The 24,784-nt window shown below is 59.3% G+C and carries 22 protein-coding genes and 2 pseudogenes; 15 read left to right on the top strand and 9 right to left on the bottom strand.

What is annotated here, in order from left to right:
• Positions 1-492: 492 nt before the first annotated feature.
• The gene (locus tag AC0QUY_RS26020) at positions 493-1,695 is read right to left on the bottom strand and encodes a carboxylesterase/lipase family protein (RefSeq protein ID WP_475389052.1); all 1,203 of its coding nucleotides are present in this window, start codon (positions 1,693-1,695) and stop codon (positions 493-495) included.
• Between the two features lie 644 nt (positions 1,696-2,339).
• On the opposite strand from AC0QUY_RS26020, the gene AC0QUY_RS26015 reads away from it, so the two are divergent.
• Positions 2,340-2,807 carry a hypothetical protein gene (locus AC0QUY_RS26015; protein ID WP_475389050.1) on the top strand — a complete coding sequence of 156 codons (468 nt, stop codon included), beginning with the start codon at positions 2,340-2,342 and terminating at the stop codon, positions 2,805-2,807.
• A gap of 142 nt (positions 2,808-2,949) precedes the next feature.
• Here the strand turns inward: AC0QUY_RS26015 and AC0QUY_RS26010 are convergent, their stop codons facing one another.
• The gene (locus tag AC0QUY_RS26010) at positions 2,950-3,450 is read right to left on the bottom strand and encodes a DUF6789 family protein (protein ID WP_371419284.1); all 501 of its coding nucleotides are present in this window, start codon (positions 3,448-3,450) and stop codon (positions 2,950-2,952) included.
• Positions 3,451-3,911: 461 nt separating this feature from the next.
• On the opposite strand from AC0QUY_RS26010, the gene AC0QUY_RS26005 reads away from it, so the two are divergent.
• Together AC0QUY_RS26005 and AC0QUY_RS26000 are read left to right on the top strand one after the other, a co-directional pair.
• The gene (locus tag AC0QUY_RS26005) at positions 3,912-4,088 is read left to right on the top strand and encodes a hypothetical protein (RefSeq protein WP_161853608.1); all 177 of its coding nucleotides are present in this window, start codon (positions 3,912-3,914) and stop codon (positions 4,086-4,088) included.
• Between the two features lie 297 nt (positions 4,089-4,385).
• Entirely contained in the window at positions 4,386-6,683 is a 2,298-nt protein-coding gene (locus AC0QUY_RS26000; RefSeq protein WP_475389048.1) for a heavy metal translocating P-type ATPase, read from the top strand.
• A 1,000-nt stretch (positions 6,684-7,683) separates the two neighbouring features.
• Here AC0QUY_RS26000 and AC0QUY_RS25995 read toward each other — a convergent pair.
• The 3 genes from AC0QUY_RS25995 to AC0QUY_RS25985 form a co-directional block, all read right to left on the bottom strand.
• Positions 7,684-8,472 (bottom strand): DUF4336 domain-containing protein, encoded by a 789-nt coding sequence (locus tag AC0QUY_RS25995; protein WP_475389046.1) that lies wholly within the window; start codon positions 8,470-8,472, stop codon positions 7,684-7,686.
• A 337-nt stretch (positions 8,473-8,809) separates the two neighbouring features.
• Positions 8,810-9,223, bottom strand: a complete 414-nt coding sequence (locus AC0QUY_RS25990) for an EF-hand domain-containing protein (RefSeq protein WP_161853610.1) — start codon at positions 9,221-9,223, stop codon at positions 8,810-8,812.
• Positions 9,224-9,460: 237 nt separating this feature from the next.
• Entirely contained in the window at positions 9,461-10,348 is an 888-nt protein-coding gene (locus AC0QUY_RS25985; protein ID WP_161853611.1) for an MBL fold metallo-hydrolase, read from the bottom strand.
• Between the two features lie 95 nt (positions 10,349-10,443).
• Here AC0QUY_RS25985 and AC0QUY_RS25980 point away from each other — a divergent pair, with 95 nt between their 5' ends.
• The 3 genes from AC0QUY_RS25980 to AC0QUY_RS25970 are packed head-to-tail and all read left to right on the top strand — an operon-like array spanning position 10,444 to position 12,157.
• The gene (locus tag AC0QUY_RS25980; protein ID WP_246738141.1) at positions 10,444-10,770 is read left to right on the top strand and encodes an ArsR/SmtB family transcription factor; all 327 of its coding nucleotides are present in this window, start codon (positions 10,444-10,446) and stop codon (positions 10,768-10,770) included.
• Between the two features lie 15 nt (positions 10,771-10,785).
• Positions 10,786-11,340, top strand: coding sequence for a rhodanese family protein (locus AC0QUY_RS25975; RefSeq protein WP_161853612.1), 555 nt, complete (start codon positions 10,786-10,788; stop codon positions 11,338-11,340).
• A 34-nt stretch (positions 11,341-11,374) separates the two neighbouring features.
• The gene (locus AC0QUY_RS25970) at positions 11,375-12,157 is read left to right on the top strand and encodes a sulfite exporter TauE/SafE family protein (RefSeq protein WP_161853613.1); all 783 of its coding nucleotides are present in this window, start codon (positions 11,375-11,377) and stop codon (positions 12,155-12,157) included.
• Positions 12,158-12,332: 175 nt separating this feature from the next.
• Here AC0QUY_RS25970 and AC0QUY_RS25965 read toward each other — a convergent pair whose 3' ends face one another.
• On the bottom strand, positions 12,333-12,599 hold the full coding sequence (locus AC0QUY_RS25965) for a hypothetical protein (protein ID WP_475389044.1): 267 nt from the start codon (positions 12,597-12,599) through the stop codon (positions 12,333-12,335).
• A gap of 69 nt (positions 12,600-12,668) precedes the next feature.
• On the bottom strand, positions 12,669-13,910 hold the full coding sequence (locus tag AC0QUY_RS25960) for an APC family permease (protein WP_475389043.1): 1,242 nt from the start codon (positions 13,908-13,910) through the stop codon (positions 12,669-12,671).
• Positions 13,911-14,035: 125 nt separating this feature from the next.
• Here AC0QUY_RS25960 and AC0QUY_RS25955 point away from each other — a divergent pair, with 125 nt between their 5' ends.
• The gene (locus AC0QUY_RS25955; protein WP_475389042.1) at positions 14,036-15,655 is read left to right on the top strand and encodes an MFS transporter; all 1,620 of its coding nucleotides are present in this window, start codon (positions 14,036-14,038) and stop codon (positions 15,653-15,655) included.
• Between the two features lie 619 nt (positions 15,656-16,274).
• Here AC0QUY_RS25955 and AC0QUY_RS25950 read toward each other — a convergent pair.
• Positions 16,275-17,276 carry a helix-turn-helix transcriptional regulator gene (locus tag AC0QUY_RS25950; RefSeq protein WP_475389041.1) on the bottom strand — a complete coding sequence of 334 codons (1,002 nt, stop codon included), beginning with the start codon at positions 17,274-17,276 and terminating at the stop codon, positions 16,275-16,277.
• Between the two features lie 332 nt (positions 17,277-17,608).
• On the opposite strand from AC0QUY_RS25950, the gene AC0QUY_RS25945 reads away from it, so the two are divergent.
• The 6 genes from AC0QUY_RS25945 (at position 17,609) to AC0QUY_RS25920 (ending at position 22,415) form a co-directional block, all read left to right on the top strand.
• The gene (locus AC0QUY_RS25945; RefSeq protein WP_246738143.1) at positions 17,609-17,980 is read left to right on the top strand and encodes a helix-turn-helix domain-containing protein; all 372 of its coding nucleotides are present in this window, start codon (positions 17,609-17,611) and stop codon (positions 17,978-17,980) included.
• A gap of 200 nt (positions 17,981-18,180) precedes the next feature.
• Complete coding sequence (locus AC0QUY_RS25940; RefSeq protein ID WP_246738144.1) at positions 18,181-18,849, top strand: hypothetical protein; 669 nt, start codon at positions 18,181-18,183, stop codon at positions 18,847-18,849.
• Positions 18,850-18,960: 111 nt separating this feature from the next.
• Entirely contained in the window at positions 18,961-19,269 is a 309-nt protein-coding gene (locus AC0QUY_RS25935) for an HdeA/HdeB family chaperone (RefSeq protein ID WP_475389040.1), read from the top strand.
• 33 nt (positions 19,270-19,302) lie between these two features.
• Complete coding sequence (locus AC0QUY_RS25930; RefSeq protein ID WP_475389039.1) at positions 19,303-20,730, top strand: DUF1254 domain-containing protein; 1,428 nt, start codon at positions 19,303-19,305, stop codon at positions 20,728-20,730.
• A gap of 225 nt (positions 20,731-20,955) precedes the next feature.
• Positions 20,956-21,954 carry a SphA family protein gene (locus AC0QUY_RS25925; protein WP_161856592.1) on the top strand — a complete coding sequence of 333 codons (999 nt, stop codon included), beginning with the start codon at positions 20,956-20,958 and terminating at the stop codon, positions 21,952-21,954.
• Positions 21,955-21,980: 26 nt separating this feature from the next.
• Positions 21,981-22,415 carry a DUF2721 domain-containing protein gene (locus AC0QUY_RS25920; RefSeq protein WP_475389038.1) on the top strand — a complete coding sequence of 145 codons (435 nt, stop codon included), beginning with the start codon at positions 21,981-21,983 and terminating at the stop codon, positions 22,413-22,415.
• Positions 22,416-22,498: 83 nt separating this feature from the next.
• On the opposite strand, the pseudogene AC0QUY_RS25915 reads toward AC0QUY_RS25920, so the two are convergent.
• Positions 22,499-22,772 (bottom strand): annotated as a pseudogene (locus tag AC0QUY_RS25915) (transposase); the annotation flags it as partial.
• Positions 22,773-22,981: 209 nt separating this feature from the next.
• On the opposite strand from AC0QUY_RS25915, the gene AC0QUY_RS25910 reads away from it, so the two are divergent.
• Both AC0QUY_RS25910 and AC0QUY_RS25905 read left to right on the top strand, forming a co-directional pair.
• Positions 22,982-23,242, top strand: a complete 261-nt coding sequence (locus AC0QUY_RS25910) for a transcriptional regulator (RefSeq protein WP_161853620.1) — start codon at positions 22,982-22,984, stop codon at positions 23,240-23,242.
• A 77-nt stretch (positions 23,243-23,319) separates the two neighbouring features.
• Positions 23,320-24,654: pseudogene (locus AC0QUY_RS25905) on the top strand (SulP family inorganic anion transporter); the annotation flags it as partial.
• Positions 24,655-24,784: the final 130 nt, after the last annotated feature.

Genomic DNA, 24,784 nt, shown 5'->3' with positions numbered 1-24,784 from the left:
GCGCTCGGCGCCTATTCACTCAACGACCTGACGGCCAAGCCGGCCGCGAGCGGTGTCCACACGATCTAGTTCGGCGATTGCCGCATGGATACGCCGAACTGCCTGCCCATCGTGAAGGGATAGAACTTCACCATGCGCCTCTACCGACTGCGCAAGGAAGTTCTCGACGGAAGCTGGAAGGCGCCGGACGCGCAGCCCGTATTCTGATTACCGCACGCCCTTCCACAGAGCGAGGTTCGCGGCGAGAGGATCGTCAACGATCTCTGACTTCGTATCGAAGTGCATTGTCGGTCTGCGGGCGACATTGTACTTCGGCCAACCACAATCGCCGTTGGAGGCGAACGCCACCCAGGCGCGGTGCATCACGTCCGCAATGGATTGTGGCGGGTCTCGACCGAGAAGCGGCTCCGTTCCGAGGCCGAGCGTGTCGAAAACGAATGGGATCTCTACCGAATGCGCCGCGCCGAGACGTCCTCCGCACTGCGGCGAGCGTCAGGCAAATTCGTACATATAGGTGGAGGCTCGGGCGGCTGATGCATGGGCATCCGCTAGTCGCACAGCGGGGATGCGCCAGTACCAGTCGGTCTGGATGGCTGAGAGAAGTTCGCCGGCACTCGCGCCCGGATGTGCCGCGCGGTAGCCGCTTAAGCCCTCCGTCGGCAAACCATAGGCAACCACCATAGCTAGCAGGGCTTCGTCGGTGATGCGGTCGATGGAGCCATCGATCACGAAGAACAGCCGTGTCTCCTCTGTATTCGATCCCACCAGCAGGTCGATGTCGGCAGCCGTGCCCGCAAAAATGCGTTGGATCGGATGATCCGGGATCGTTTGCCCATCTACCGTTGGCGCCCAAGGTAGGTAGTTGAGCGCCACTTCGCCCCAAAACGCCGGGTCAGGACGATTCAGAAGGTCGTCCCGCATCTTCGCCTGCGCCTGAAGGACACGCTCGGGCGGCGTCGTGGCGATCGCTTCCCTCGTCGCCTCAACCCCCAGAAGCTCTGCCAGCCGCCGACCAATCCGCTCTGCCGTAGCGGCCGAATTGACGTGGGGCGCGTTACCGCTCTGCACGATGGCGCGTCGGAACAGCCGCTTGGCGAGGGGCATCGTGAGGAGCGTAGCGACGCTCATAGCGCCGGCCGACTCGCCGAAGATGGTGACCTTAGCCGGATCGCCGCCGAAGGCTGCGATGTTCTCCTGCACCCATTCGAGTGCAGCGATCTGGTCGAGAAGGCCGAGATTAGCAACTCCATCGCCCAGGTAGAGAAAGCCTTCGGCGCCCACCCGGTAACCGATCGTCACGCACACCACGCCATCACGGGCGAATCGCCCGCCGTCGTAAAAGGGCGTCGCTCCGGTGGCATGGAACTCGAACATACCACCGGGAATCCACAACATCACTGGCAGCCCCGTAGCTCCCACGTCGGGTGTCCAGATGTTGAGCGACAAGCAGTCCTCGCCCGAGCCGACCAACTCGGGAATAGCCTCGGCAATGCCCGGCGGATAAGCCACCTGAGGTGACTTCGGGCCGAACGCCCGCGCATCGCGCACTCCGTCCCAAGGTTTCGCCGGGTGCGGGGGTCGTAGTCGGTTCGCGCCGAACGGCGGCGCGGCGTAGGGCACTCCTTTGAAGGTGGCCACACCATCGCTGACGCAGCCTCGTATTTTACCACGTCTGGTTTCAATGACTGAGTGCATGACCGCGTCTCTCAAAGCACCACACAGTATGCTTGCATGTGCGCGCACTTGGGCGCTTGCGCTAGGTCAATCGCACGGCTGATGCGGAACGTGCGGCGACTTCTGGAACTCTTGAGCCATGCCCACCAAATCGACAATGATCGCTTTTGGGCGCCAAGCAGATGCGGAGCCTTCCAACAGATGCCTGGTTTTGATGAATAACTAGGTCGAGACGGGTCCGACGATATTCGATCCTATTCCCTGCTGCCTCCGCAAAATTCGCTGTGTCCTAATTGTTTTCCCTAACTCGAGTAGGGAAATGCTAGAAAAGCGGCTACGCGAAGGCCAGTTGCGGCTCCGCAATCGTCTCTGTAAGCCAAAGCTTGCAATTCTCCCTGCAAGATTCCCGTTTGTAGGGAGTCTGGCCCGGAGACCGGTGCGGTCAGCACTGCGTCGCCAGGACCGCTTCACCGCGCTTACGCTCTAGATCACGATCTTTTTGGTGGCGGGGATTCGTTCGCGTGACGCTCATGACTGGCTTCGTGAAATCGTCTCGAATATTGCGCCAGCACAATCTCCGGCGTTTGGACGGTCGCTATTTTTGCTCAGGCTAACCGTTAACGGCAAAAACGCCACGGCCCACATTGGTCCAGGAGGAAAGCGACATGCTCACTACCAACTTGTTTATGTCGGGATTGATTGCGTTCGGCTTGGCGTTGGCCCCGACCGGCGTTGTTGCGGCCGAACCCCACGCCCACGCAGCCACCGTCAAAATCAAGCTCGACAACGGCAAGAAGTGGCCGACCGACGAGGCGTTGCGGCGGGGGATGGGTGAGATCCGCACGGTAATGTCGGAGGCGCTCGCCCCCATCCACGCTAACAAATTCTCTCGTGAAGCCTTCGACAAACTGGCTGGACGCGTGCAAGAGCAGATCGATTATGTCATTGTGAATTGTAAGTTGCCCGAGGAGTCCGACCACCAGCTTCACGTCGTCCTGGAGCAGATCCTCGACGGCATTGCTTTCATGAAGGCGGGCAAAGGGCGCGCCGACGGCGCCGTCAAGATTGTGCAAGCGCTGGAACTTTATGGCTCACACTTCAACCACGTCGGCTGGAAGCCGTTGAAGCACTAGGCCGCAACGCGCGCATTATGCCGCCGGTACCGATGGCCCCGCGAGCTGCGGCTTCGTGCCCGCTTGTGTCACAAGCTGACGAAACCCGTCGCCGTAGTGAATGTGCGCCCTCTCAGTTGCAATCCGGACTTGGAACACTTGCTTAGACCGGATCAGACCAAGAATTTAGCAGATGATAAACAAGACTCATCGTCACACTGTACGCGAGCAACATTACAAGCAAGAGAATTGCTGGGGCCATTCCTAACCCAAGCTTGACAGCGAAAATACCCCGATCAACGAGCGGGAAGAATACAAGCCCCATCGCAATCCAGGCGCAGACGCCAAAGAAGACTCCCTTCCGCCAAGGCTTTTTGCCAGGAAGAAAGCGGTATGCTTGACCAAACACGAACCCCCAGATCATGGCTCCATTCACGAACACTAGCAGCCACGCGACGCCTGGGTGCATTTCGGTACCTGTCAGCCACGACAGGCCCCTCTGAATGTCATCATTGGGGTTGAACTCCGGCAACGGTCCGCTCTTGCCATGGACCAATACAAGGAGCGAGTGCACACTTGCCCCACAAAGCCCAGCAATCAGTGAGTTCCGGATTCTTGTCAGGGATATCCGCGCTCCAGCGCCCGTGACTGCTACCGCCCTCATACACTACCCCTTGATGTTTTCACGGATAACGAAATCCTCCGCTCGCTTCACGCTCCAACGATCAGAGCGGTGATCATCAGGAGCGCTTAGCATACTTCTGGAAGCGGCAGACCATCCGGAGTTCTGTTGTGCTCGGCTAGCGTTTCCGGAAGTAGGGCGAGCAGCATTTCATATCGACGGTAGGTCGCTCTCGGCTATGAGTTTTCGGTAAAATGCGCTGTGTTCCAATGGGCGAAGCGCCGTATTGCGACCAAAACTGTGATCAGCGAAGGGTGGCACAGGCACCGGACATGTGTGTCTGGTTCCCCCGAAAGACGCGAGGGCAATCTGGGTCAGCCCTACCGCCTCATCGAGCCGCGGCACAAACGGCCCGCCTTGGGTTAGGGGGCTGTGGGGCCGCTGGACTAGGGCGCCTTCCTCTTGCGCAGATCATCGCATCGCAGTCCCGATTCGGAGGCGAGATGGCGGAGCCCCGCCAGTCGCATGATAGATTGCGCCGCAAGTCTCTGCGCCAATTCCATGCTGCTTTGGTCGGCTGCTCGATCGGCGTCATCGAGGTAGATGTTGGACAACTGCTCTGCACGGCGCAGCGCACGGCGTTTGATTCCTTCGATCTCAACATTCCCAGACCCCCGTGAGGCCATTGCCCGGCGTTCGGAGCGGGAAGGATATTGAACCCGGATCGAGGATCAAAAGCCGTTCACGCTGAAGCGGGGTAAGGTGCTGCGACCAGGCAATCAAGTTCTTGAGAAGAAGACTCTCCAACATCGCTGCTGAGCAAAGTAACTGCAGTCTTGTCGCCTCTTTGGTAGCAAACGCCATTTTGTGAGGACGTCGCAGCGCCCTCCAGGCGGAGTCTGCGCGGTTGATTTTGCTCAAGCAGCGAAGTTGCGTTTCGGGAGAGGATCATGAACGTTTAGCCACGGAACCGATCGATGCCGTTTGAGCGCGTCCTGCGGTGGACACTAGTTACGATAGCGGTCGCCGGGCTTACCGCGGGGCTTGCCGCGCATGCCGTTGGCCGACCGGGTTTGGCTGATCTTGCGTGGACGCTCGGCACGGCGCCTGTGATCATCGGACTTGCGATCTCGATCGTCAGGGATTTCCTGGCTGGCCGACTGGGCGTCGACGCGATCGCGTTGTTGTCGATGAGTGCGGCGCTTGTGCTCGGGCAGCCCCTGGCCGCCGCGGTGGTCGCCCTGATGTATTCCGGCGGCAATGTGCTCGAGGAGATTGCGATCGCCCGTGCTGAGCATGATCTGCGCTCACTGGTGGATCGTGCCCCACGCCAGGCACACCGACGAATCGGTGAAGAAATCGAGCAGGTGCCGATCGAAGCGGTCTCCGTTGGCGATCACCTCCTGGTGCGTGCTGGCGAGATCGTGCCGGTGGACGGCGTCGTCTCTTCGATTGCGGCGACCATCGACGAGTCGGCGATCACGGGCGAGCCGATCCCGCTCGCCAAGGTCCGCGGCGCCGCGGTCCTTTCCGGCTCCCTTAATGCAGGCGAAACCTTCGAGTTGACAGCCACTTCGCTCGCCGGCGAAAGCACCTATGCTGGCATCGTACGGATGGTTACGGCGGCGCAGACCGCAAAAGCGCCTTTCGTGCGGCTCGCCGACCGCTATGCCCTGATTTTGCTGCCCGTGACGCTCGTGGTTGCGCTCGTCGCGTGGCTGATCTCTGGCGATCTCACCCGCAGCCTGGCCGTGCTGGTGGCGGCGACGCCCTGTCCGCTAATCCTGGCAGCACCGGTTGCTTTCATCGCCGGCGTAGCGCAGGCAGCCCGGCGCGGCGTCTTGGTGAAAGGCGGCGGTGCGCTGGAGGCACTGGCGCGTGCGCGTACTGTGTTGTTCGATAAGACCGGCACGCTGACGGTGGGTGGCGCGCGGCTGCTCTCCGTCGAGGCTGCGCCGGGTCAGAGCGCGGAGGAGGTGCTAACGTTGGGAGCCTCGCTCGAGCAGGCTTCGCACCATGTGCTCGCCAAGGCGGTCGTCGCCGCGGCCGTCGAGCGCGGCCTGAAGCTGAAAGTCCCCGAACAAGTCAGAGAGAGCATGGGTGCCGGCTTACACGGTGTCATCGAGGGCCGACAGGTGAGTGCGGGCTCGCGCGAAATGATTCTCTCAAGTGAACGACCGTCGCCATGGGAGCTGCGCGCGATCCGACGCGCCTCGTGGCGATCGGCGCTGATCGTCTTTGTGTCCGTGGACGGGCGCCGGATCGGAGCGCTGCTGTTAGCCGACGAGCTTCGATCTGACACACCGCGAGCGATCCGACTGCTACGAGAAGCAGGCATCGCGCGAATGGTCATGGTCACCGGGGACCGGGCGGCTGCCGCGCAGGCAATCGGGGCAGCGCTTGATCTCGATGCCGTGCTCGCCGACCGCGTACCTTCCGACAAAGTCGAAGCGGTACGCACCGAACAGCGGCTCAATCCGACCATTATGGTCGGCGACGGCATTAACGACGCGCCTGCGCTGGCTGCGGCGGATATAGGGGTCGCACTTGGCGCGCGGGGCGCCAGTGCCTCGTCGGAAGCGGCCGATGTGGTGATCCTCACCGATCGTCTCGATCGCGTCGGCGAAGCGATCACCATCGCGCAGCGGGCGCGGCGCATAGCGGTCGAGAGCATTATCGTGGGCATGAGTTTGTCCCTGCTGGCGATGGGGGCCGCAGCCATCGGCTGGCTCGATCCCGTGCCGGCGGCAATCGTCCAGGAGGTGATCGATGTCGCCGTGATCCTGAATGCGTTGCGCGCCCTGACCCCGGCCCATGGCAGGAGCGGCGGTCGCATTACCTTGGAACAAGGACAGGAGCTGCATCATGACCATCAAGCCCTGCTCAAGGATCTTGATCGGTTGCGCAATATCGTCGACGCGCTCGACGATGCGGCGGCCGAGAAAGGAGCGGCGCTGATCGCGGAAGCCAATGGGCTGGTCCAGAATAGGGTCGTGGCGCATGAGCGCGATGACGAGGGCAGTGTCTATCCGCAGCTCGCTCGGGTGTTGCGCGACCGTCACGGCCTCTCCGCGATGAGCCGGGCGCACCGTGAGATCCTGCACCTCGCACGCCTTTTAGCCCGCGTGGCGGAAGACCTGCCGACCGAGAAGGTCGACCGCTACCTTCTCCGCGACGCACAGCGGGTGATCGAGGCGATCGAGACCCTGGTGCGTATGCATACCGCCCAAGAAGAGGACATCTACGAAGCCGTAGCGTCGCAGGGCGCAGTTTAAACGAACTTCTCAGGCAGGTTGGAAACCCCTTCGCCGAAAAACACGTCTCAGATTTCATATCCTGCAACCGCGACGATGTGGGTTCATCTGTGTCAACCGGTCCTGCGATGCAGGTGCGAAATTACGTCGCCGAGATAATGACTAGAGGCACGCGCAAGAGCCGAGCTGAAGCTTCGGTCGATTCCCTCGATCCATCCTCGACAATGGAGACTAAACTGTTTTTTCCTACGAGATTTGAGGAGAAGGGCCGTGAATCCAATCAAAATCGCTTCGATACATACGAGCGGTCTTCTTGCGGCCTTTGGGTTTCTCCAGCCAGCGCTCTCTCATAGCGGGACGGCCCAAGACCCCTGGAATCCTGCGCACCTTGAGAGGCTGCCCTTCTGAAATACGGGCGGAAGTGAAAAAATGGGACGTGCTGTGCGGTGGCTCAGTAGCCGCGGCACAACGTTTTGCTCTTTATCTGACCGTTCCGAGCGCCCGGTTCCCAGCTCTCCATTTCGAATGATTTCCGTTGCCGCAATAAGACGGTTCATTGCAGCAGCGCAGGATGCTTGCACGAAGTGTACGTCTCGACTACTGCCGGTATCGTCGTGTGCTTGCCGTACATGCTCATGACGTTCGGTTGTCTTCTTCCAACAATCAAGTTTTCCTTCAACTCCTGGACTTGAATGGTAACAGCCGCGCGCTGCGGTGGAACGGGAGCCGATTTGTCAAACAGTGAGAGTAGTCTTCTTGCTCCGACGCTAGTTGGAAGATTTTCGCCAATCAAATTGCAAGTTCTCGCACTTTACTTTCGATCAACAACAATCGGTTGACAAAGAGCAGTCGCACGGGATGGCGACGAGCCGCGGGGGACCATCCGCAACGCTCAGCATTGGAAAATCCTAACCGAGCGGTTTGCCGGAGGAGGGATTGACGGGAATGAAATAAAAAGAGCGACGACGACGCATTATCGCTGGCCATGACCATAGGACTGGCTCTGAGCAGACGCGCCGGGCTAGAGCGCCCATCCGAACACGCGTTGCAAAGTCGCCCTGGCGTTTGAATCGAACCAGCGCCCGTGGCTGAGAATAATGCGTTCTGGCTGCCATGACAGCATTCTTTGGGCCGCCGCTCGCGTCTTTCGTTTCTGCAAAAGGAGCGGCAACCGCATGCCGAAAAATATTTGGCCGCGCGGATAGTACATTCCGGTCAGCTTGGCGGCGAACCGCCAGGGCTGCCTGATCTTGTCAAGTTCAAGGTTTATGATGGTGTCAGCCAGTATGAGGGTTTTCGACTCCTTGTGGAAGAAAACCATCTCCCCGAAAATTCCTCCGGGAACGGCGGTCTGATCAATTTCGGCGCGCCATTCCTCCGGCGGTTCGATGCCGATGTCTCTATCGAAATGCACATCGATGCCCCGCGAGCGGGCACGCTTGCGTGCGCGCGGAGAGGCCCAGGCAACCGCATCCGGAAACGCACGCGACCACTCGCCAATGTGCGCGTAATGGAACTGGTTCGGCGATACAAGGTGACGGACTGTGCCCATCGCCTGCAGGCGGTCAGCGAGCGCAGGCTCGAATGCGATGGGGGAGTGGATGAACAGGTCGCCGTTGCCGAGCCGCACCACGGTCATCCGAGTAGTAAACGGCAATGGAAGCCTTACTCCGGCCGTCGTCAAATACTCGAAAGGACCGTCCACGATACCGATATTCCGGGCGACCGGCTTATATTGATTTACAGGTTCGTAGAGCTCTGAGGGGGCATCGGCCATTGTCGTATCGCCAATCAACATGGCTTCGAACACGATCACGCCGATGATAGCACGTCTAATCCCAATCCCATGCAAGCTTCATTTCGGTGAACCCAAGCCCCCGGCTCGCGCGACAGGGTCGATTCTGCTCGGAGCCCGAACGAGACATTTCGGCGACTTCCGCTTTGGCTGATGAACCAGCGTAGGAAACTGTCTCCGAATTGTAGGGCCGCGGGTTATTAGGTCGTGTACTCGGATTAGCCGCGTTCGACGTCCGCTTGTCCCAAAAGCCATCCGTTCGGAACGATTTTTGGTTTTAGCATCGGCGCGGGACCACCTCCGGGGGCGCCCGCCTCGTTCTCCGCTGAAAGCGCGGTGGCAGCGGCGGGACCTACTTCCTGGTCCCGTGCATAAAGGCTTGCATCTCTTCCAGGACGAGCTTGCTATCCTTGTTGCTGTCCATTGCCTTGAAGACTCGTTCGTGGGCCGCCTGAAACTCTGCCAACGAGATGGCTCCGTCGCCATCGGCGTCCATAAGCGCAAACATCATGCGGAACATCATCGGAGGCCCCATCGCGTCCCCGCCCATCCCGCTGCGACCCTTCATACCGCGACCCATCATATCTCCACCGCCCATCATGCCTTGTCGCTCTCCAGACTGGCCTGAAGGAGGTGTCGTTTGCGCTGGCGCCGGTACTTGGTCCGATCCCGGATGATGGGCCCCGTGATCGGATGGTGATTGAGCGAACGCGGAATAGCTCAGGGTAGTAAATAGCAGCGCTGCTGCAATGATTGGACCTCGCATGCCTGTCCCTCCGGCGTTAACCTGAAGTAACAATGATGCCGATCTGGACCGAGTTCGGCTTGAGGCAGATCAATATGCGTGCGCAAGAAACGCCACACGATTGAACATAGCTGGCCGCCGACGAGGGCCAGCTTGCGCCATCGATCGAGACGGAGCGCTTGAGACGACTCAAGCCATAGCCGCATGACCTATGATGGCGTCCATCATGACTGAATCCCTGATCAGGAATCGGCTTGCTTAGAGGTAGGCCTCGGCATCACCTTTCAGTTTCACAGGGATCAGGAGATAGCGCACCCCGTTGGTTTCCTTCGGCGGGAACTTTCCTGCGCGAATGTTGACCTGAATGGAAGGGAGCAAGAGCCGCGGCGCGGACAGCGTCGCATCGCGCTTTGACCGCATGGCGACGAATTCGTCCTCCGTCACACCTTCCTTCACGTGAACGTTCTTTTCGCACTGCTCCTTGACGGTCGTCTCCCATGCAAATTGATCGCGCCCAGGTGCCTTGTAGTCGTGGCACATGAAAAGGCGAGTCTCGGGTGGTAACGCCTGCAGCCGCTTGATAGACCGGTAAAGTTGGTGCGCGTCGCCGCCGGGAAAATCTGCACGTGCCGTCCCGTAATCCGGCATGAACAGTGTGTCGCCGACAAACACCGCATCCTCAACCCTGTAGGAAACGTCCGCCGGCGTGTGGCCGGGCGTGTACAGGACTTCGGCGGTCAGCGTGCCGATCATGAAGTGTTCGCCATCCCTGAACAGATGATCGAAGTCGCTTCCGTCGGTCGTCAGATCGGTCGCATTGAAGACCGGTCGGAAAATCCGCTGAACGTCCTTGATGTGTTCGCCGATGCCGATCTTGGCGCCGGTTTTTGCCTTGATGTAGGGCGCGCCCGACAGATGGTCGGCGTGGGCATGCGTTTCCAGCACCCACTCAATCACATATTCGGCCTCATCGGCCGCTTTCAGCATCGCGCCAACGGAGCGCGTGTCGACAGTTCCATCGTTCTGATCGTAGTCGAGCACGGGGTCGATGATGGCGGCCTTCTTCGTCGTCGAGTCCGCCACCAGGTAACTCACCGTGTTGGTGGGCTCATCGAAGAAGGCCCGGATGATGGGCTGTCTAGTCATGGCTTAATCTCCTCGCAGGACTGAACGCTTCGTGTCTTGACATATATATTAGAAGAGGCTAATTAAGCAACACCGAAAGTAAGAGAGGCTGGGACGTGCCATCTAAGACCTTCAGTCCACGGGGGATCGAAAAAGCCGCGGCGGATGTTGCGGGCCTGCTGCGCGCCCTCGCCAACGAGCGGCGCCTGATGATTCTCTGCAAGCTTGTCGAATGGGGCGAAGCCAACGTGAACTCGCTTGCGGAGACCGTCGGGCTTTCGCAGTCCGCTCTTTCTCAGCATCTTGCGAAAATGCGCGAGGAGGGACTGGTGACCTACCGCCGCGAGAGCCAGACGCTCTGGTATCGCATCGCGGATCCCCGGATTGAAGAACTCTTAGCCACTCTGCACAAGCTCTACTGCAAGCAACTCAATCGACGCTAAAACACGGAGTTAGTCATGTCGCTTCCAAGAATTAGACCTGCCGAAGCCCTGCGGCTGCTACAGCAGGGCGCAACTCTGGTCGACATCCGAGAGGCAGATGAGCATGCCCGGGAGAAGATCACTGGGGTGCACCATCTGCCGCTGTCCAAATTAGACGAGGCTAACCTCGCGCTGCACGAAGGCAAGCCTGTCATCTTTCATTGCAAGAGCGGTGCGCGAACGGTGAGCAATTCGTCCCGGCTCGCACAGAAGGTAGGTGGCTTTTGCGAAGCCTTCATTATCGAAGGCGGTCTCGACGCCTGGAAGAAGGCAGGGCTGCCCGTTGCAGTCGACCGTCGTCATCCGATTGAGCTGCAGCGCCAAGTTCAGATTGTCGCCGGCGGCCTGGCATTTTTCGGAACGATGTTGGGTCTGTTTGTTTCGCCTTGGTTTTTCGCGGTAACTGCGTTCGTCGGCGCGGGATTGATGGTAGCTGGCGCGACTGGATTCTGCGGGATGGCTCGGATCCTCATGCGGGCGCCTTGGAATAGGACGACCTACGACACCCCGGCGCAAGGCAAGACCGTCTAATATTCACGTCCGCGGCCGTCTTGGAGCAATTGGGATGAATTTGAGTTTGATGCAGGCCGCACTTGCGATCGCCTCCGGCTCCGTGGTCGGCTTCTCGCTCGGGCTCGTCGGTGGCGGTGGCTCGATTCTGGCGGTCCCGCTGTTGGTCTATGTGGTCGGGCTGGATGATCCGCATGTCGCGATCGGCACCAGTGCGATGGCGGTTGCGCTGAACGCCGGGGCCAATCTCGCGATGCACGCCCGGTCTGGAAACGTGAAGTGGCGTTGCGCGACCGCCTTCGCGGTGGCCGGTGTCGCCGGTGCATTCCTCGGCTCGACCCTCGGCAAGATGATGGACGGGCAACGGTTACTTGCGCTGTTCGCGGTCCTGATGATGGTGGTAGGTACGTTGATGTTGTGGGATCGCGCACGCATAGGCGATCCGACCGTCAAGTTGTCGCGGGAGAATCTGCCGAAGCTGCTGGGACTTGGTCTGTTGGTCGGATCGCTATCAGGCTTCTTCGGGATCGGAGGCGGTTTCCTCATCGTGCCTGCACTGATGCTGGCAGCCGGGATGCCGATGCTCGATGCAATCGGTTCGTCGCTCCTGTCCGTCACCGCATTCGGTTTAACCACGGCTGGAAACTATGCCTGGTCCGGCCTGATTGACTGGCCGTTGGGCGCGCTCTTTGTGACAGGAGGCGTGCTCGGTGGATTGCTCGGTGCGAATTCGGCAAAATTGCTTGCCAAACGCCGGGGTGTGCTGACGAAGGTGTTCGCATTGCTGATCTTTACTGTGGCGATCTACATGCTGGTCCGCAGCCTCAATCTGATCTGAAGGAAGTTTTTCGAGATACGAGGTCCTTTGTGAGCCGCTGAGCTGGCGAAGGTGACCCGATGAAGTAACCGCCGGAGCAGATCGCGCCGCCCCGGAGCAAAGGGGCGTATCGTTCCTACCTTGAAGGGCCGATACGAGTGGACGGCGGCAGCGGCGCACTAGTTCCCTGGTCTGCTCAATTTCTCGTGCCTTCACTCTCCTTCACCACCACGATAGACGCAGGCGCAAGCTCGATTAGGCGCAACGCCAGATCCGAGCTAGCCCAAACGCGCATCGTATTGGGCATCCAGCGCTCGATACCTTCGGAGGGCGCGCCAACCAAGGTCACATTGCAAGCATTCTCAGCCGCACAGCGCAGTATCGTCGTCACCGGATCGCCTATTTCAGCCTTCGACAAGCAAAGAATGCCAGCTTTCTCAAGTCGACTGCTGATACTGTTCAAGATCGGAAGGACATTCGTTGATTAGCCGACCATCGATCTCATCCCTCTTGAAGTTCTGGTAGCGGTTCATCATACGATCAGGTCGACTAGGAGAAGCAGGACACTGGAAACAAGGCCCGCAAACGGTACCCATCGCGGACAAATAAACGTTCCCAATGGCGGGGCTTCATTGCCGCTTTTAATTCGGATCAGCGCGAGGTTCACGACCGTGAAAATCACGAGCGTGAAGCCGGCCGTCAGATCGGCAAGGCCCGCGAGCGGAATAGTCAGCGCAAGCACGAGAATCGCGCCGACGCCGATCGCGGTCGCCAAGAGAGGCGTGTGTGTCACCGGGTTCAGGCGCGTAAGGGCCTTCGGCAGATTGCCTTGATCGGCTAGGCCATAGATCACCCGGGCAATCATAATCAAGTGCACGATGATACCGTTAAGCGTCGCTACAATGGCAATGGCGCTCATGGTAACGAGCGGCAAGCCCGTGAGCCGTTCGAAGACAAGGGCCAGGGGCGCCGAAGAGCGGGCGAGCTCCTGCGGAGGCACCGCTGTCACCGCGATCCACACAACCAATGCGTAGATCAGCGCCGTCAAGCCCAGCGTCAGGAACAACGCGCGCGGCAAGGTACGACTCGGTTCCTTCATCTCTTCCGCAACATTCACGAGATGCTCGAAGCCGATGAAGGCAAAGACGGCTGTGAGCGCCGTTCCGGCTATTCCGATCCAGGCCCTCGTATCGCCGGTAGCAGGCCAAATCTCAGGAAGACGGGTGACAACGTCGGTTCCGTGACCGAGGCCGGCAACGATGATCAGCATGAGGCCGCCAACCTCGATGAGCGTCATGACCCCCGCGAAAGTGACAGACTGAACTGTGGCGAGACATGCCACGACTCCCATCGCAAGCACTACCCCGGAAATTATCCACGACGCGGGGAGGGGTAGAAACACCGCAACATAGCCTGCGCTACCGACGCTGATAGCCGCGGCCGAGACGATTGCCGTCGTGACCACGAGAAGCCCGACACCGAGACTAAGCCAATCAAGCCTGAACGCGGCTTGGATGTAGGCCGCTTCGCTGGCGCTTACCGGCATGCGCGTTCCCAATTCAGCAAACGATGCCGCACTGAAAACCATGACGAATGCAGCACCCACGAAGGCAAGCGGCGCATGCATTCCGCTGCTCCCTGCCGCGAGACCGACAAGAACGTAGATGCCGGCTCCAATGGTTACGCCAAGTCCATAGAGCACCGCGTGTGTCAGCGTGAGTGAGCGAATAAGGCGCGGCGAAGCGTTCAGCGTTGCTAAAGACCGGACAGACATTCAGCGTTCTCCTCGTTCGGTCCAGCCGGTATGCCTCACGGAAGACAGCCGCCAAGTATGCCATAATTCGGGAGCAAGACATCGAATATTGGCGCAAACTGCGTCCGCTCGTGTCGCGGGCGCGCGTGGCGCCGGCAGCCAAGCGGCACCGACCGGCAGGTAGCAACGCGCGTCTTCCATTACATTCTTATGCGCGAGCGTATTTGATTCGCGTCAAGGAACTCATCATTATGAGCCAACTCTCGGACGGGCCGCAAGCGCGAAGGTCACTGCGTGAAACGATCGTCGAGGCTGCTACGACACGGTTGCCCAGCCTCATGCGACCTATCCTCGGCTTGCGCCGAACCTACCTGCCGCTGCTGATGGTCTATTTTGCGTATGGCGCCCTCGGCATCATCGATGTGAGCCGCGACATGTGGATCAAGGAGCATCTGACTCTCGCTCCGGCGGAGCTCGCCGCAATAGGTGTCTGGCTCAGCTTGCCGTGGACGGTGAAAATGGTGTTCGGCCAGCTCGTCGACAGCGTTCCGATCTTCGGCTCGCAGCGGCGGTCCTACATCTTGATTGGGGCCGCTTTTACGGCCTGCGGGTTGTTTACGCTGGCCGGCACCGCCGGCGGATGGATCGCGTTCGCCCGGGCCGACCGCCTTTACATCCTCGGTACGATGCTGATCGTGGTCGGTACCGTGATCCAGGACGTCGTTGCGGACGCGATGTCAACCGAGGTCGTCTCTCGCGTGGACATGGCTGGGAATGCCCGCGGGGAGGATGAGATCCGCACCGAGCTGGGCATGGTACAGGTCCTCGGCCGCCTTGCCCTCGGCATCGGAATTCTTGCGGTGGCCGGACTATCCGGATGGCTCGCCCAGTTCTTCGCCCGTGAAACCGTATTTCTTCTTGGCCTCGTCATTCCCGCCATCTCGGCTTTAGGCGTCCTGCTGATCCGATCGGAATCGACTGAGCGACGGCCGCTAGACTGGCGTATCCTCGGCGGCGGCATCGGCTTTGGACTTATCGTCCTTGCCGTCGCCCTCGGCGGTCTGCCGTTTGGGCAGGAGCTGGTCTTCGTCCTGTCGATGCTGGTAATTTGCACGATGTTGTTCTTCGTGACCCGCGAACTCGACGCCAAGACCAGGCGCGCCATTCTGTTCACGAGCATCATAATCTTCGCATTCCGCGCCACGCCATCGGTTGGAGACGGCTATTTCTGGTGGACGCTCGACGTGCTCAAGTTCGACGAGGCCTTCTACGGCAGCCTTCGTCAGACCTCAGCCATCATCGCCATTGTTGCGATGTGGACATTCAGCAAGCAGCTTACGGAATATTCCGTAACCAAGGTGTTGTTCTGGATTGCCGTCGCTGGAGCGATCTTGTCGCTGCCCAATATCGGTTTGTTCTTTGGCCTCCACCATTGGACCGAGCAGACATTCGGATTCGGCGCGCGCGCTATCGCTGTTATTGACGCCGCTGCTGCCTCGCCGTTCGCGCAGCTCAGCATGATCCCACTGCTCACGCTGATTGCGTTCTACGCGCCGGCCGGCCATCGTGCGACCTGGTTCGCCCTCATGGCCTCGCTAATGAATATGGCGCTTGTCGCAGGCCAGCTGCAGACCAAGTATCTCAACGAAGTTTTCGTCGTCCAGCGGGGCGAGTACTCGGAGCTAGGTCCGCTGTTGATTATTGCGGCCTTGCTTGGTTTCATCCTCCCAATTGGCGCGATCCTCTTGTTCGGCCGGCGCGCGTGATCAACAATTGGAAGATATTCACTGCGTTCGGGACCCAATGGAGTTGAAAGCAAGCAAGGAACTCTGTCACTTTGCGCAACACCGCCGGACGCACACAGTCAGCCTTGGGCCTCAATCTGCGGGCGGTGATGTCGGCCATGGTTTGCTCATGACAAAGCCCCATGTGACGTTCCGGCCTGATGCCATTTCGGTCAGGCGGTTGCACGTCCGGGATTTGAACCTATCGGCAACGCCGCGACGCGTTACGCCGCGACCGACGCATACACGTCAGCCACAAGGGCCTCTGAAGTGAGCGCTCTGGACACGCCCGCCCGATATTGTAGCAAAACGCCAGTTTTTGGCCGTAGCTCAAATGGTGAGGAGTGCCTAAGCGCACGGTGAACGATCCTTCAAACAAGGTGTTCCACGGCCTGGGTCGCTATTTAATCCCCGCTTCCAAGTCCACCGACGTTTTCTAGGCCAACGCAAAAGATTGAATATCCGAATGCGTAAAAGCCCTTCAATGTCACTAGTTGGAACATGAAGTCGAAAAAGTCCGCGACGGCATGTCGCCAAGCCCAGAACGAGGGCGTAAAGGACAAGTTGCTCGAGAACGCAGAGCATCGAGGGAGAAGTGGGTTTATCGAGATCTCCATTGCTCGCGAAATTGCCGTGGCGTAACACCGGCAATCCGGCGGAAGGCGCGGGTAAAGTGCGCAGGATCCGCGTAGCCCGAAGAGAACGCGACCTCGATAATCTTGAAATCTGTGTCTCGTAACAGCTTGCTGGCGTTCTCAAACCGGACGGTATCGAGCAGGTCTGAATATGTAAGGCCGGCGTGAGCGAGTTTGCGTTGAAAGCTTCGCGTACTGACGCCGGCCATTTCCGCGATTTCAGCGAGAACTGGGGGTCCTTCGTCCAGGTAGGATGGCAGCATCAACTTGAGTGTTTCGATGATTTCATAGCCGGAATGGTCGACCTCATCGCTCTGCAGACGCGGAAGACTTTCGTTTGCGCGGTTGGGGAGGGCCAGCAACGAGATTGGCACATCGATCCATGATGCCTCTTGGCCCGATAGGAATCGTGAGTTTGGCCAGAACGACTGACACGCAGGACTCGGCGTGTAGCGAGCTTCAAAGGCGATAGTTGCCGGAGCCCAGTCGGGGCCGGCGAATTGTCGGACGATGTGTATCGGAAAAATGTTCTGGAGCCACTGTGAATGCTCGAGATGCTGAAGCCCTTTGGTTCCGGCGAGCCTGCTGCAAATCCTCACGTGATCGTCGTGGCGCTCAAGCCAGTTACTCAAGTTTGAGTCCTCGAGCGATGCCCATTTGCAGGCGTGCTGCAGCGCGACAAGCAGCGTCGGGGAATGGCCAATTAGATTCCGGGTTTTTTCGCTCAGGTGCCAAAAATGTATCTGCTGAGACGCGTGGAATCCGAAATCCACAATGCCTTGCGATCTTTGGGCGAATTCCGCGAAGTCGATTGCAGGCAATATTGGGACGTAATGATTGGCCTTTTCTTCCAACGACGTCGGTAGGCGAAACTTTCCCAGGAGCGAAGCCGTTGGTGCTCCAAGACCATTTAGAATGTCCACGAAAGGACTAAGGTGTTGGCAACGCGTTAAATGAATCTTGGCCATTGGTACGCACATCGACGACGAACTTGAGAAGCTTACATAAAAGATCGATCGAAAAGCAATTTAGCCTAACCGGCTGACCGGGATCGCTGCTGAATGCTCGCAGAGGTTGGCCTAGCTAGGGCTTGCTTGTCTAGTCGTGGATTCAAGCCGGCCGCTATCAGTGGAAGGTAGTGATCCACCTTTACGGACGGCGCCCGCTCGATTCCATTTGACGAAAATTTTGGCGGCTGATGGCCAGATTGGCCTCCGAAATGCCTGTAGCCTCGAAGATCGATTTTCTATCGAGGGAGGATGGGCTTCACGCCTCACATCAACCGATGAGAGCTGTCCGGTTGCCTTCAGCCCAAGCTGCCCGCGCCGCGATGGTCGCCTCGCTGCGACACGGTGACGCAACTCTCGATGGTACCGCTCGCGCCCTCCAGGTCAGCGCGCGCACCTTGCAGCGGCATCTCGGTCGCATGGGCACAAGCCACAGCGAATTGCTTGCAGAGGTTCGCCTGGACATCGCGTGCCGCCTGTTGGCGGATTCAGGCAAGCGCCTGTCGGATATCGCCAAAATCCTCGGCTATGCCAACGCAAGCAGCTTTAGCCGCTCTTTCGCGCGTTTGATGAAAATTCAACCCATTTTTTACCGGCGGCTGCAACTTGCCCGTAAGCAGGAGATAACGCGCCCTCGCGGTCGGCCTCACGCGATCGTCCGCTGAGCTATTCACGACGATTGGCGCGAAATGGCAAGACGCGCGATCTGAATTGGCGCGAAATGCTTAGCGAAGGTGTTTGCCAGGATTGCCGGGGTTCTGAAGGAGCCATCTGTTTGTTGACGGCGGGGGCGATGCGCTGGGCGCTTCTAAAAGCCACGCGAGCCGGCCGAAGAGAAACAACGCATTTCAGGGAGAGAAAAACCATGATACTTCGCGCTGCTCTGATCGCATTTTGCGCCTGCGGATTGATGGCCTACCCGCAGGACCTTTCTGCTCAATCGGCATCCGAACAAAGGCCGCACGTGCCGCTTGAGAAGTCTATCGGGCAGGCAAAACCGGAAGTCGTACCGTCTCTCTTCGTCCTCAACTCGCGCGGTGCGAGCTTGAAGGACGGCAAACTTGTGCTCACCGGAATTTCGCCGAATGCGATCGTGTTTGCCGATCGGCCCGTCCGTGCCGCCGGCCATGATCTCACGACGCGAATTGTCGAGGATTGGGGCAACGGCAGCGACAATTTCGCGAAAGACCCTCCAAACGCCACGGTTTCCGGATTCAAGAAAGACGGATCATCGGTGCTCGACGCGGTTGTCGTGCTGAAGTCGCCCAAGCTTGAAGGCGACAAGCTGACTTTCGATGTCGACATACTCGAAGGCGATCTTGCGGGAGCCGATGGACCGGCTTCGGTCTTTATCGACATCATTGGCCGCCCGTTCACACCGCTGTCCTTTGCCGGCGTCGCCCGCCGGACAGCGTGGCGCGGTGCTTTCTACCGAGGCGCTGCCTTTGCGGGAGCGGCCGCCGTGGCCGGAGCCGCAGCCTATCCGTACTACGCTCCCCGGTGCGGATACTACCCCTATCCGCCTTGCTACTGAGTACGAGACCAGCCGCACTACAGCCGCTTCGTAAGCAGACTTTGCTGAACGTGAGAGGTCGCGCAAGACAGGCGCGGCCTGAGCTAAACACATAAGTTGGTAGGAGGGAGCATGCGACGAACAGCCGTCATTGCAGCGTCACTAAGCCTCGCGATTATTCAATCGGCGCATGCACAGACTGATCTGAGCGCTTATGCCGACGCTGACGGCTATCTCGATGTTCAGAAACTGACATGTGCACAGTTGGCCGGGACGTGGCAGGGAGACGCCGATCTTCTCACTGCCTGGTACAGCGGCTGGTATAACGGCCTCGCACGCAAGCACTACCTTGACATTAAGACGTCACGGCAAGCCGAGCACGAAGTGATTCAACATTGCAAGGCCCATCCTGACCAGCCACTTTCCCGACGATCGTTTTGAAGGCGTTTCAATAAGCGCACCATGGAGATAACAATGAAGATTACCCGTCGATCCCTTGCATTTGGTGGAATGGGGCTGCTGGCAGGCGCGGCCGCAACACGATCAGCTCTAGCCCAGGATTCCTTTTTTGGAGTGGGGGAAGGCCTGGAGGACTTCTGGATTGCAAGCGATGCCTACATCTTCGGCTACCCGTTAGTTACGATGGAGATGACCCGCCGGATCATTACTAACGTCGCCGAACCCGTGGGCACGCGAGGGCCGATGGGCCAGATCATCAAGCTGCGCCAATATCCGGACGCATCTTTCCGGGATGTCACGGCGCCGAACGCGGACACTCTCTACACGACTTCCTTCTTCGACGTGGGGAAAGAACCATGGGTTCTCAGCATCCCTGACATGAAGGGTCGCTATTTCTTGATGCCAATGCTGGACGGCTGGACGACGGTGTTCCAGGTTCCGGGAAAGCGCACCACCGGCACCGGTGCGCAGACCTATGCCATCACTGGACCCGGGTGGAAGGGCACGCTGCCGGCTGGCGTAAAGGAGTACAAGTCGCCTACCAACATCGTCTGGCTGCTCGGGCGCATCTATTGCACCGGCACCCCGGAGGACTATGCCGCCGTTCACAAGCTGCAGGACGAGTGCAAGCTTGTTCCGCTCAGTGCTTATGGCAAGGCGTACACGCCGCCGCCAGGAAAGGTCGATTCTTCGATCGACATGAAGACGGCGGTCCGCGAACAGGTCAATCGCATGGACGCAGTGTCGTATTTCAAGCTGCTGTGCGAGCTCATGAAGGCCAATCCGCCTTACGCGGCGGACGCGCCCCAGTTGGCCAAGTTTGCCCGCATCGGCATCGTCCCCGGGCAGGATTTCGATGAGAGCAAGCTGAAGGCGGACTTCCTGAAGCGTTTGCCGGAACTCTCCGTCGACAGGATCATGCTCCAGTTCAAGATCAACAAGGCCATCAAGGACGAGAACGGCTTTGCCTTCACGACGAAAGGCGGAATCTACGGCACGGACTACCTGATGCGGGCGCTCATCACCGCGATCGGACTCGGCTGCAACCGTCCGCAGGACGCGGTCTACCCGACCTCGGAAAAGGATGCGGAGGGCCACAAGTACAATGGCGCAAACATGTACGTCATGCGGTTTCCCAAAGGCCACCTGCCGCCCGCGGAGGGATTTTGGTCGCTCACGATGTACGACAGTGGCTACTTCTTCGTGAGCAATCCGCTCAACCGCTACTCGATCAGCGCGCGGCAAGAACTGAAGGAAAATCCGGACGGCTCGACCGATCTCTACATTCAGAAGGACTCCCCCGGCAAAGACAAGGAGTCGAACTGGCTTCCGGCGCCTGCGGGAGATTTTGTACTCATGCTGCGCATGTATTGGCCGCAGGAGACGGACCCGTCGATCATCAACGGCACATGGACGGTACCCGGCGCTAGGAAGGTAGTTTGAGAGCTTGAGCTTCATGCCGGCCCCGGGCAAGGGCCGGCATGAGCCAGAGGGTTATTCGTTTCGTCACCGCCGCGAAGTTGGGTGAACTGTCATGCGGCGGCGGTTGCGCGATAGGCTCAAAACATGGGGAAGAGTGTGGTGCACCTTGTTGATTACCAGACCGAGGCAAGGACCAAGTGTGGATTAAGTGGCGCACTCCTACTCACGATTTCGGTCGCCGTGGCGATGGCCTTGTCGACCCTCCCATCTGTAACTGTCTATGCCGACGAAGGTGGTGTTTCATATTGGCTCCCGGGACGCTTCGGCAGCCTCGCAGCGACCCCTCAGGTACCAGGCTGGTCGATGGCCGAGGTTTACTATCACACTAGTGTAGGCGCCTTTGGCGCTACAGCGGCCGCCAGGGAAATCCACGTTGGCAGAATCCCTGCCACAATAAATGTCGATCTGAACCTGCGACTCAATGCGCAAGCGGACCTTGTCCTTCTCAATCCCACCTATACGTTCGCAACGCCGGTGTTGGGCGGACAGCTTGCCATCGGCGTGACTGGTCTATTCGGGCGGTCGAGCGCAAATCTGGATGGAACGCTGACGGCGGCCGTCGGACCGCTGGCGGTGACGCGCACGGGCAGTTTCGGTGATTCGATCACATCGGTCGGCGACCTCTACCCGCAGGCGACGCTCAAGTGGAACGCCGGTGTGCACAATTTCATGACCTACGTGACGGGAGACATTCCTGTTGGGGCGTACAGTCCGAACCGCCTTGCCAATCTCGGTATCGGTCACGCGGCGCTCGATGCAGGCGGCGGCTACACCTACTTCAATCCGCAAGCAGGGCATGAGTTTTCTGCGGTCGCAGGGTTTACCTACAACTTCAAGAATCAAGATACGCAGTATCAGAACGGCATCGACTTCCATGTTGATTGGGGCGCTTCCCAATTTTTGTCCAAGCAGATTTTCGTTGGCCTTGTCGGTTATGCCTATCAACAGGTCACCGATGACTATGGCCAGCACCCCGCTCTCGGCGGCTTTCGCTCTCGGGTGCTAGGTGTCGGCCCTCAGATCGGCTTCCTATTCCCCGTGGGCGACATGCAGGGTTACCTGAACCTCAAAGGATATGGTGAATTTGCTGCAGAAAATCGTCCCGCCGGTTGGAATACGTGGCTGACCTTTTCGGTTTCTCCGATGGCGCCCACCACCGTGGCGTCAACTCGGCGATTAAAATAGTCACGCGGCCAGGGCGCACGTAGCCAATGTTGCCAGACACGCCATCGGTCAGCCAGCTATCTCACGTTATTTCCCAAGCGGCCGCCCCGGCATTTCTTCTCGGCGCATTGGCGGCCTTCATTGCGGTGCTGATATCTCGCCTGAACAGGATCATCGACAGATCGATCTATCTGAATCAAATTCCCGATGACGATCAGATTAGATGCCGCCTCAAGGCGGACTCGCCGCGCCTTATTCGACGCGCTGCCATGATCAATCGCGCGATCTTCTGGTCCATCATGGGAAGTATCTCGATAAGCGTTGTAATAGTCGTCGGCTTCGTAAGTGCGTTTCTCCAGATCCAACATGAGCGAGGCGTTGCTATCCTCTTCATTATCGCCGTAGTAGCTTTCATCGTATCGCTAGTTGATTTTGCGCGGGAGGTCCGAATCGCCCTAAGCGAATTTGATCATTACGGCTAACTTCGTTTGGCTCGAGTGATTCTGTATATTTGCGGGGTTACTGTTTGTTTCGCGCGATGAGGCGGCCGCCGCCGTGCCGCCAACCGGGCTGAATGGTTTGACCTTGCCGGATCGAGATCCCAGCGCCAGTCCTGACCTGCGATCGAGCGCTGCTTATTGGCATCGGCCGCAATAGACTCGCATCGACTGCAAATCCTTCGCCGCCAACCAAGTCGGCGGCAATGCATCTCTCGACGACCCGTTCGAACACACGACGGAAAACATCTCCATCGCGGAAGCGCTCGTTGCGGGCGCGCGAAAATCTGGATGATCCGGGATAGCGTCCTCGATACCGAGCTTGCAGAACCAGCGATAGGCCGACCGGCGGAAGAAGCCGCCGGCCAGGGGCGAATGACCTCATGCCAACCTGAGCGCGCCAGGGAGGATAATCCCTTGGTGATGTCCGTTTCATGTTCCCGCTTGATATCATTACTCTAATATCATGTTTTAGATATTCATATTGATGGTTGACATATCAATTGAAGCTATCGCACATAAGGGCAAATATCTCACGCAGAGCATACACCATGATCACTGCTGCCCAACTGCGGGCTGCGCGCGCGCTTCTTTGCATCGATCAGAAGACCCTGGCCGAACTATCCGGCCTGTCCGTGCCGACGATCCAGCGAATGGAAGCCAGCTCCGGCAATGTTCGCGGGGTCGTGGATAGCCTGACAAAGGTGGTGGAGGCGCTCGATCTGGCAGGGATCGAACTCATTGGCGATGGTGCCCCCAGTCCCCCAGGTGGGCGTGGCGTGCGGCTGAAAACTTCTTCCCCGAAACCCTGAACCGAAAAGCAACCCGCGACGGCGACCGCCGACGGAAAGCCGACGATCCCGCCGCTCCCACAAAGGCGCGGCCAGACATGAAAGCGACGAAACTACAACAGAGCGACGCGCCTAGTTTCGCGGAGCTCTATACGCCGAAACTCCTGACGGTCTTGCGCGAAGGATACGGTCTGCCCCAGCTTCGGGGAGATGCCATCGCTGGGCTGACTGTCGCCATAGTGGCGCTACCCCTCTCCATGGCCATCGCCATCGCCTCCGGCGCGACTCCGGCGCAAGGACTCTACACCGCCATCGTCGGTGGCTTTCTTGTCTCCGCCTTTGGCGGGTCGCGCCTCCAGGTCGGCGGTCCTGCCGGCGCATTCATCGTGCTCGTGTCCGCGACCGTGGCGCAGCACGGCATGGACGGACTGGTCCTCGCCACCTTCCTCTCGGGGCTGATGCTCACTGCCGTAGGCTTCCTCCGCCTGGGGACTTTCATCAAGTTCATTCCCTTTCCCGTGACGGTCGGCTTCACCGCTGGCATCGCGGTCATCATCTTCGCCAGCCAGATCAAGGAATTGCTCGGACTGTCGCTTGCTCACGAACCGGGCGAATTGCTGAAGAAGCTGCCCGCCCTTTGGGATGCGCGCGGCAGTCTCACGCCGACCGCAGTCGGGCTGTCGGTCGCCACCGTCGCGATCGTCCTGGGGCTGCGCAAGCTGCGGCCGCACTGGCCGGGAATGCTCATTGCGGTCGGCATGACCGCCGGCGCGACGGGACTATTGGGGCTGCCCGTCGCGACGATCGGCACGCAATTCGGCGGCATCCCCTCGACGCTGCCGTTCCCCAGCCTGCCGAACCTATCCGTCGAAAAGATATTGGCAGTCTTGCCGGCTGCGGTCTCTTTCTCGCTGCTCGGCGCGATCGAGTCGCTGCTTTCGGCCGTGGTCGCGGACGGCATGAGTGGGCGACGGCATCGCGCGAACTGCGAGCTCGTCGCGCAGGGGGCGGCCAACATCGGCGCGTCGCTTTTTGGCGGTTTTTGTGTCACGGGGACCATCGCCCGGACCGCCACCAACGTGCGGGCCGGGGCGCACGGGCCGATCGCGGGGATGCTCCAAGCCGTTTTCCTGTTGCTCTTCATGCTGATCGCCGCACCCTTGGCCGCCTACATTCCGCTGGCGGCCCTTGCAGGCGTGCTGGCGGTGGTGGCCTGGAATATGATCGAGATGCCCGCGGTCGCCATTCTGCTGCGTTCTGGCTGGGGCGAAGCCACCGTGCTGGCCTCGACTTTCCTACTTACGATCTTCCGCGATCTCACCGAGGCGATCCTTGTCGGCTTCGCGATCGGTTCCGTGCTCTTCATCCAGCGCATGAGCCGCACGACGGCAGTTGCCTTGGACAAGCCCTTCGTGGCGCGCGACGAGGCCGACTCTACTAGCAGGCTGCTGAAAAAGTCGTTTTGCGAGGCGATCGGAGTGTGATTCTGTGCATGTGGTTGATTCCTTTCGACTGAGGATCGGGATGCGCGGCGAAGATGAGCATGCGGAACGCCTTTTCAGC

It is taken from the genome of Bradyrhizobium sp. WYCCWR15520, assembly GCF_056174665.1.
This window is presented reverse-complemented; position numbering and strand designations above follow the sequence as displayed.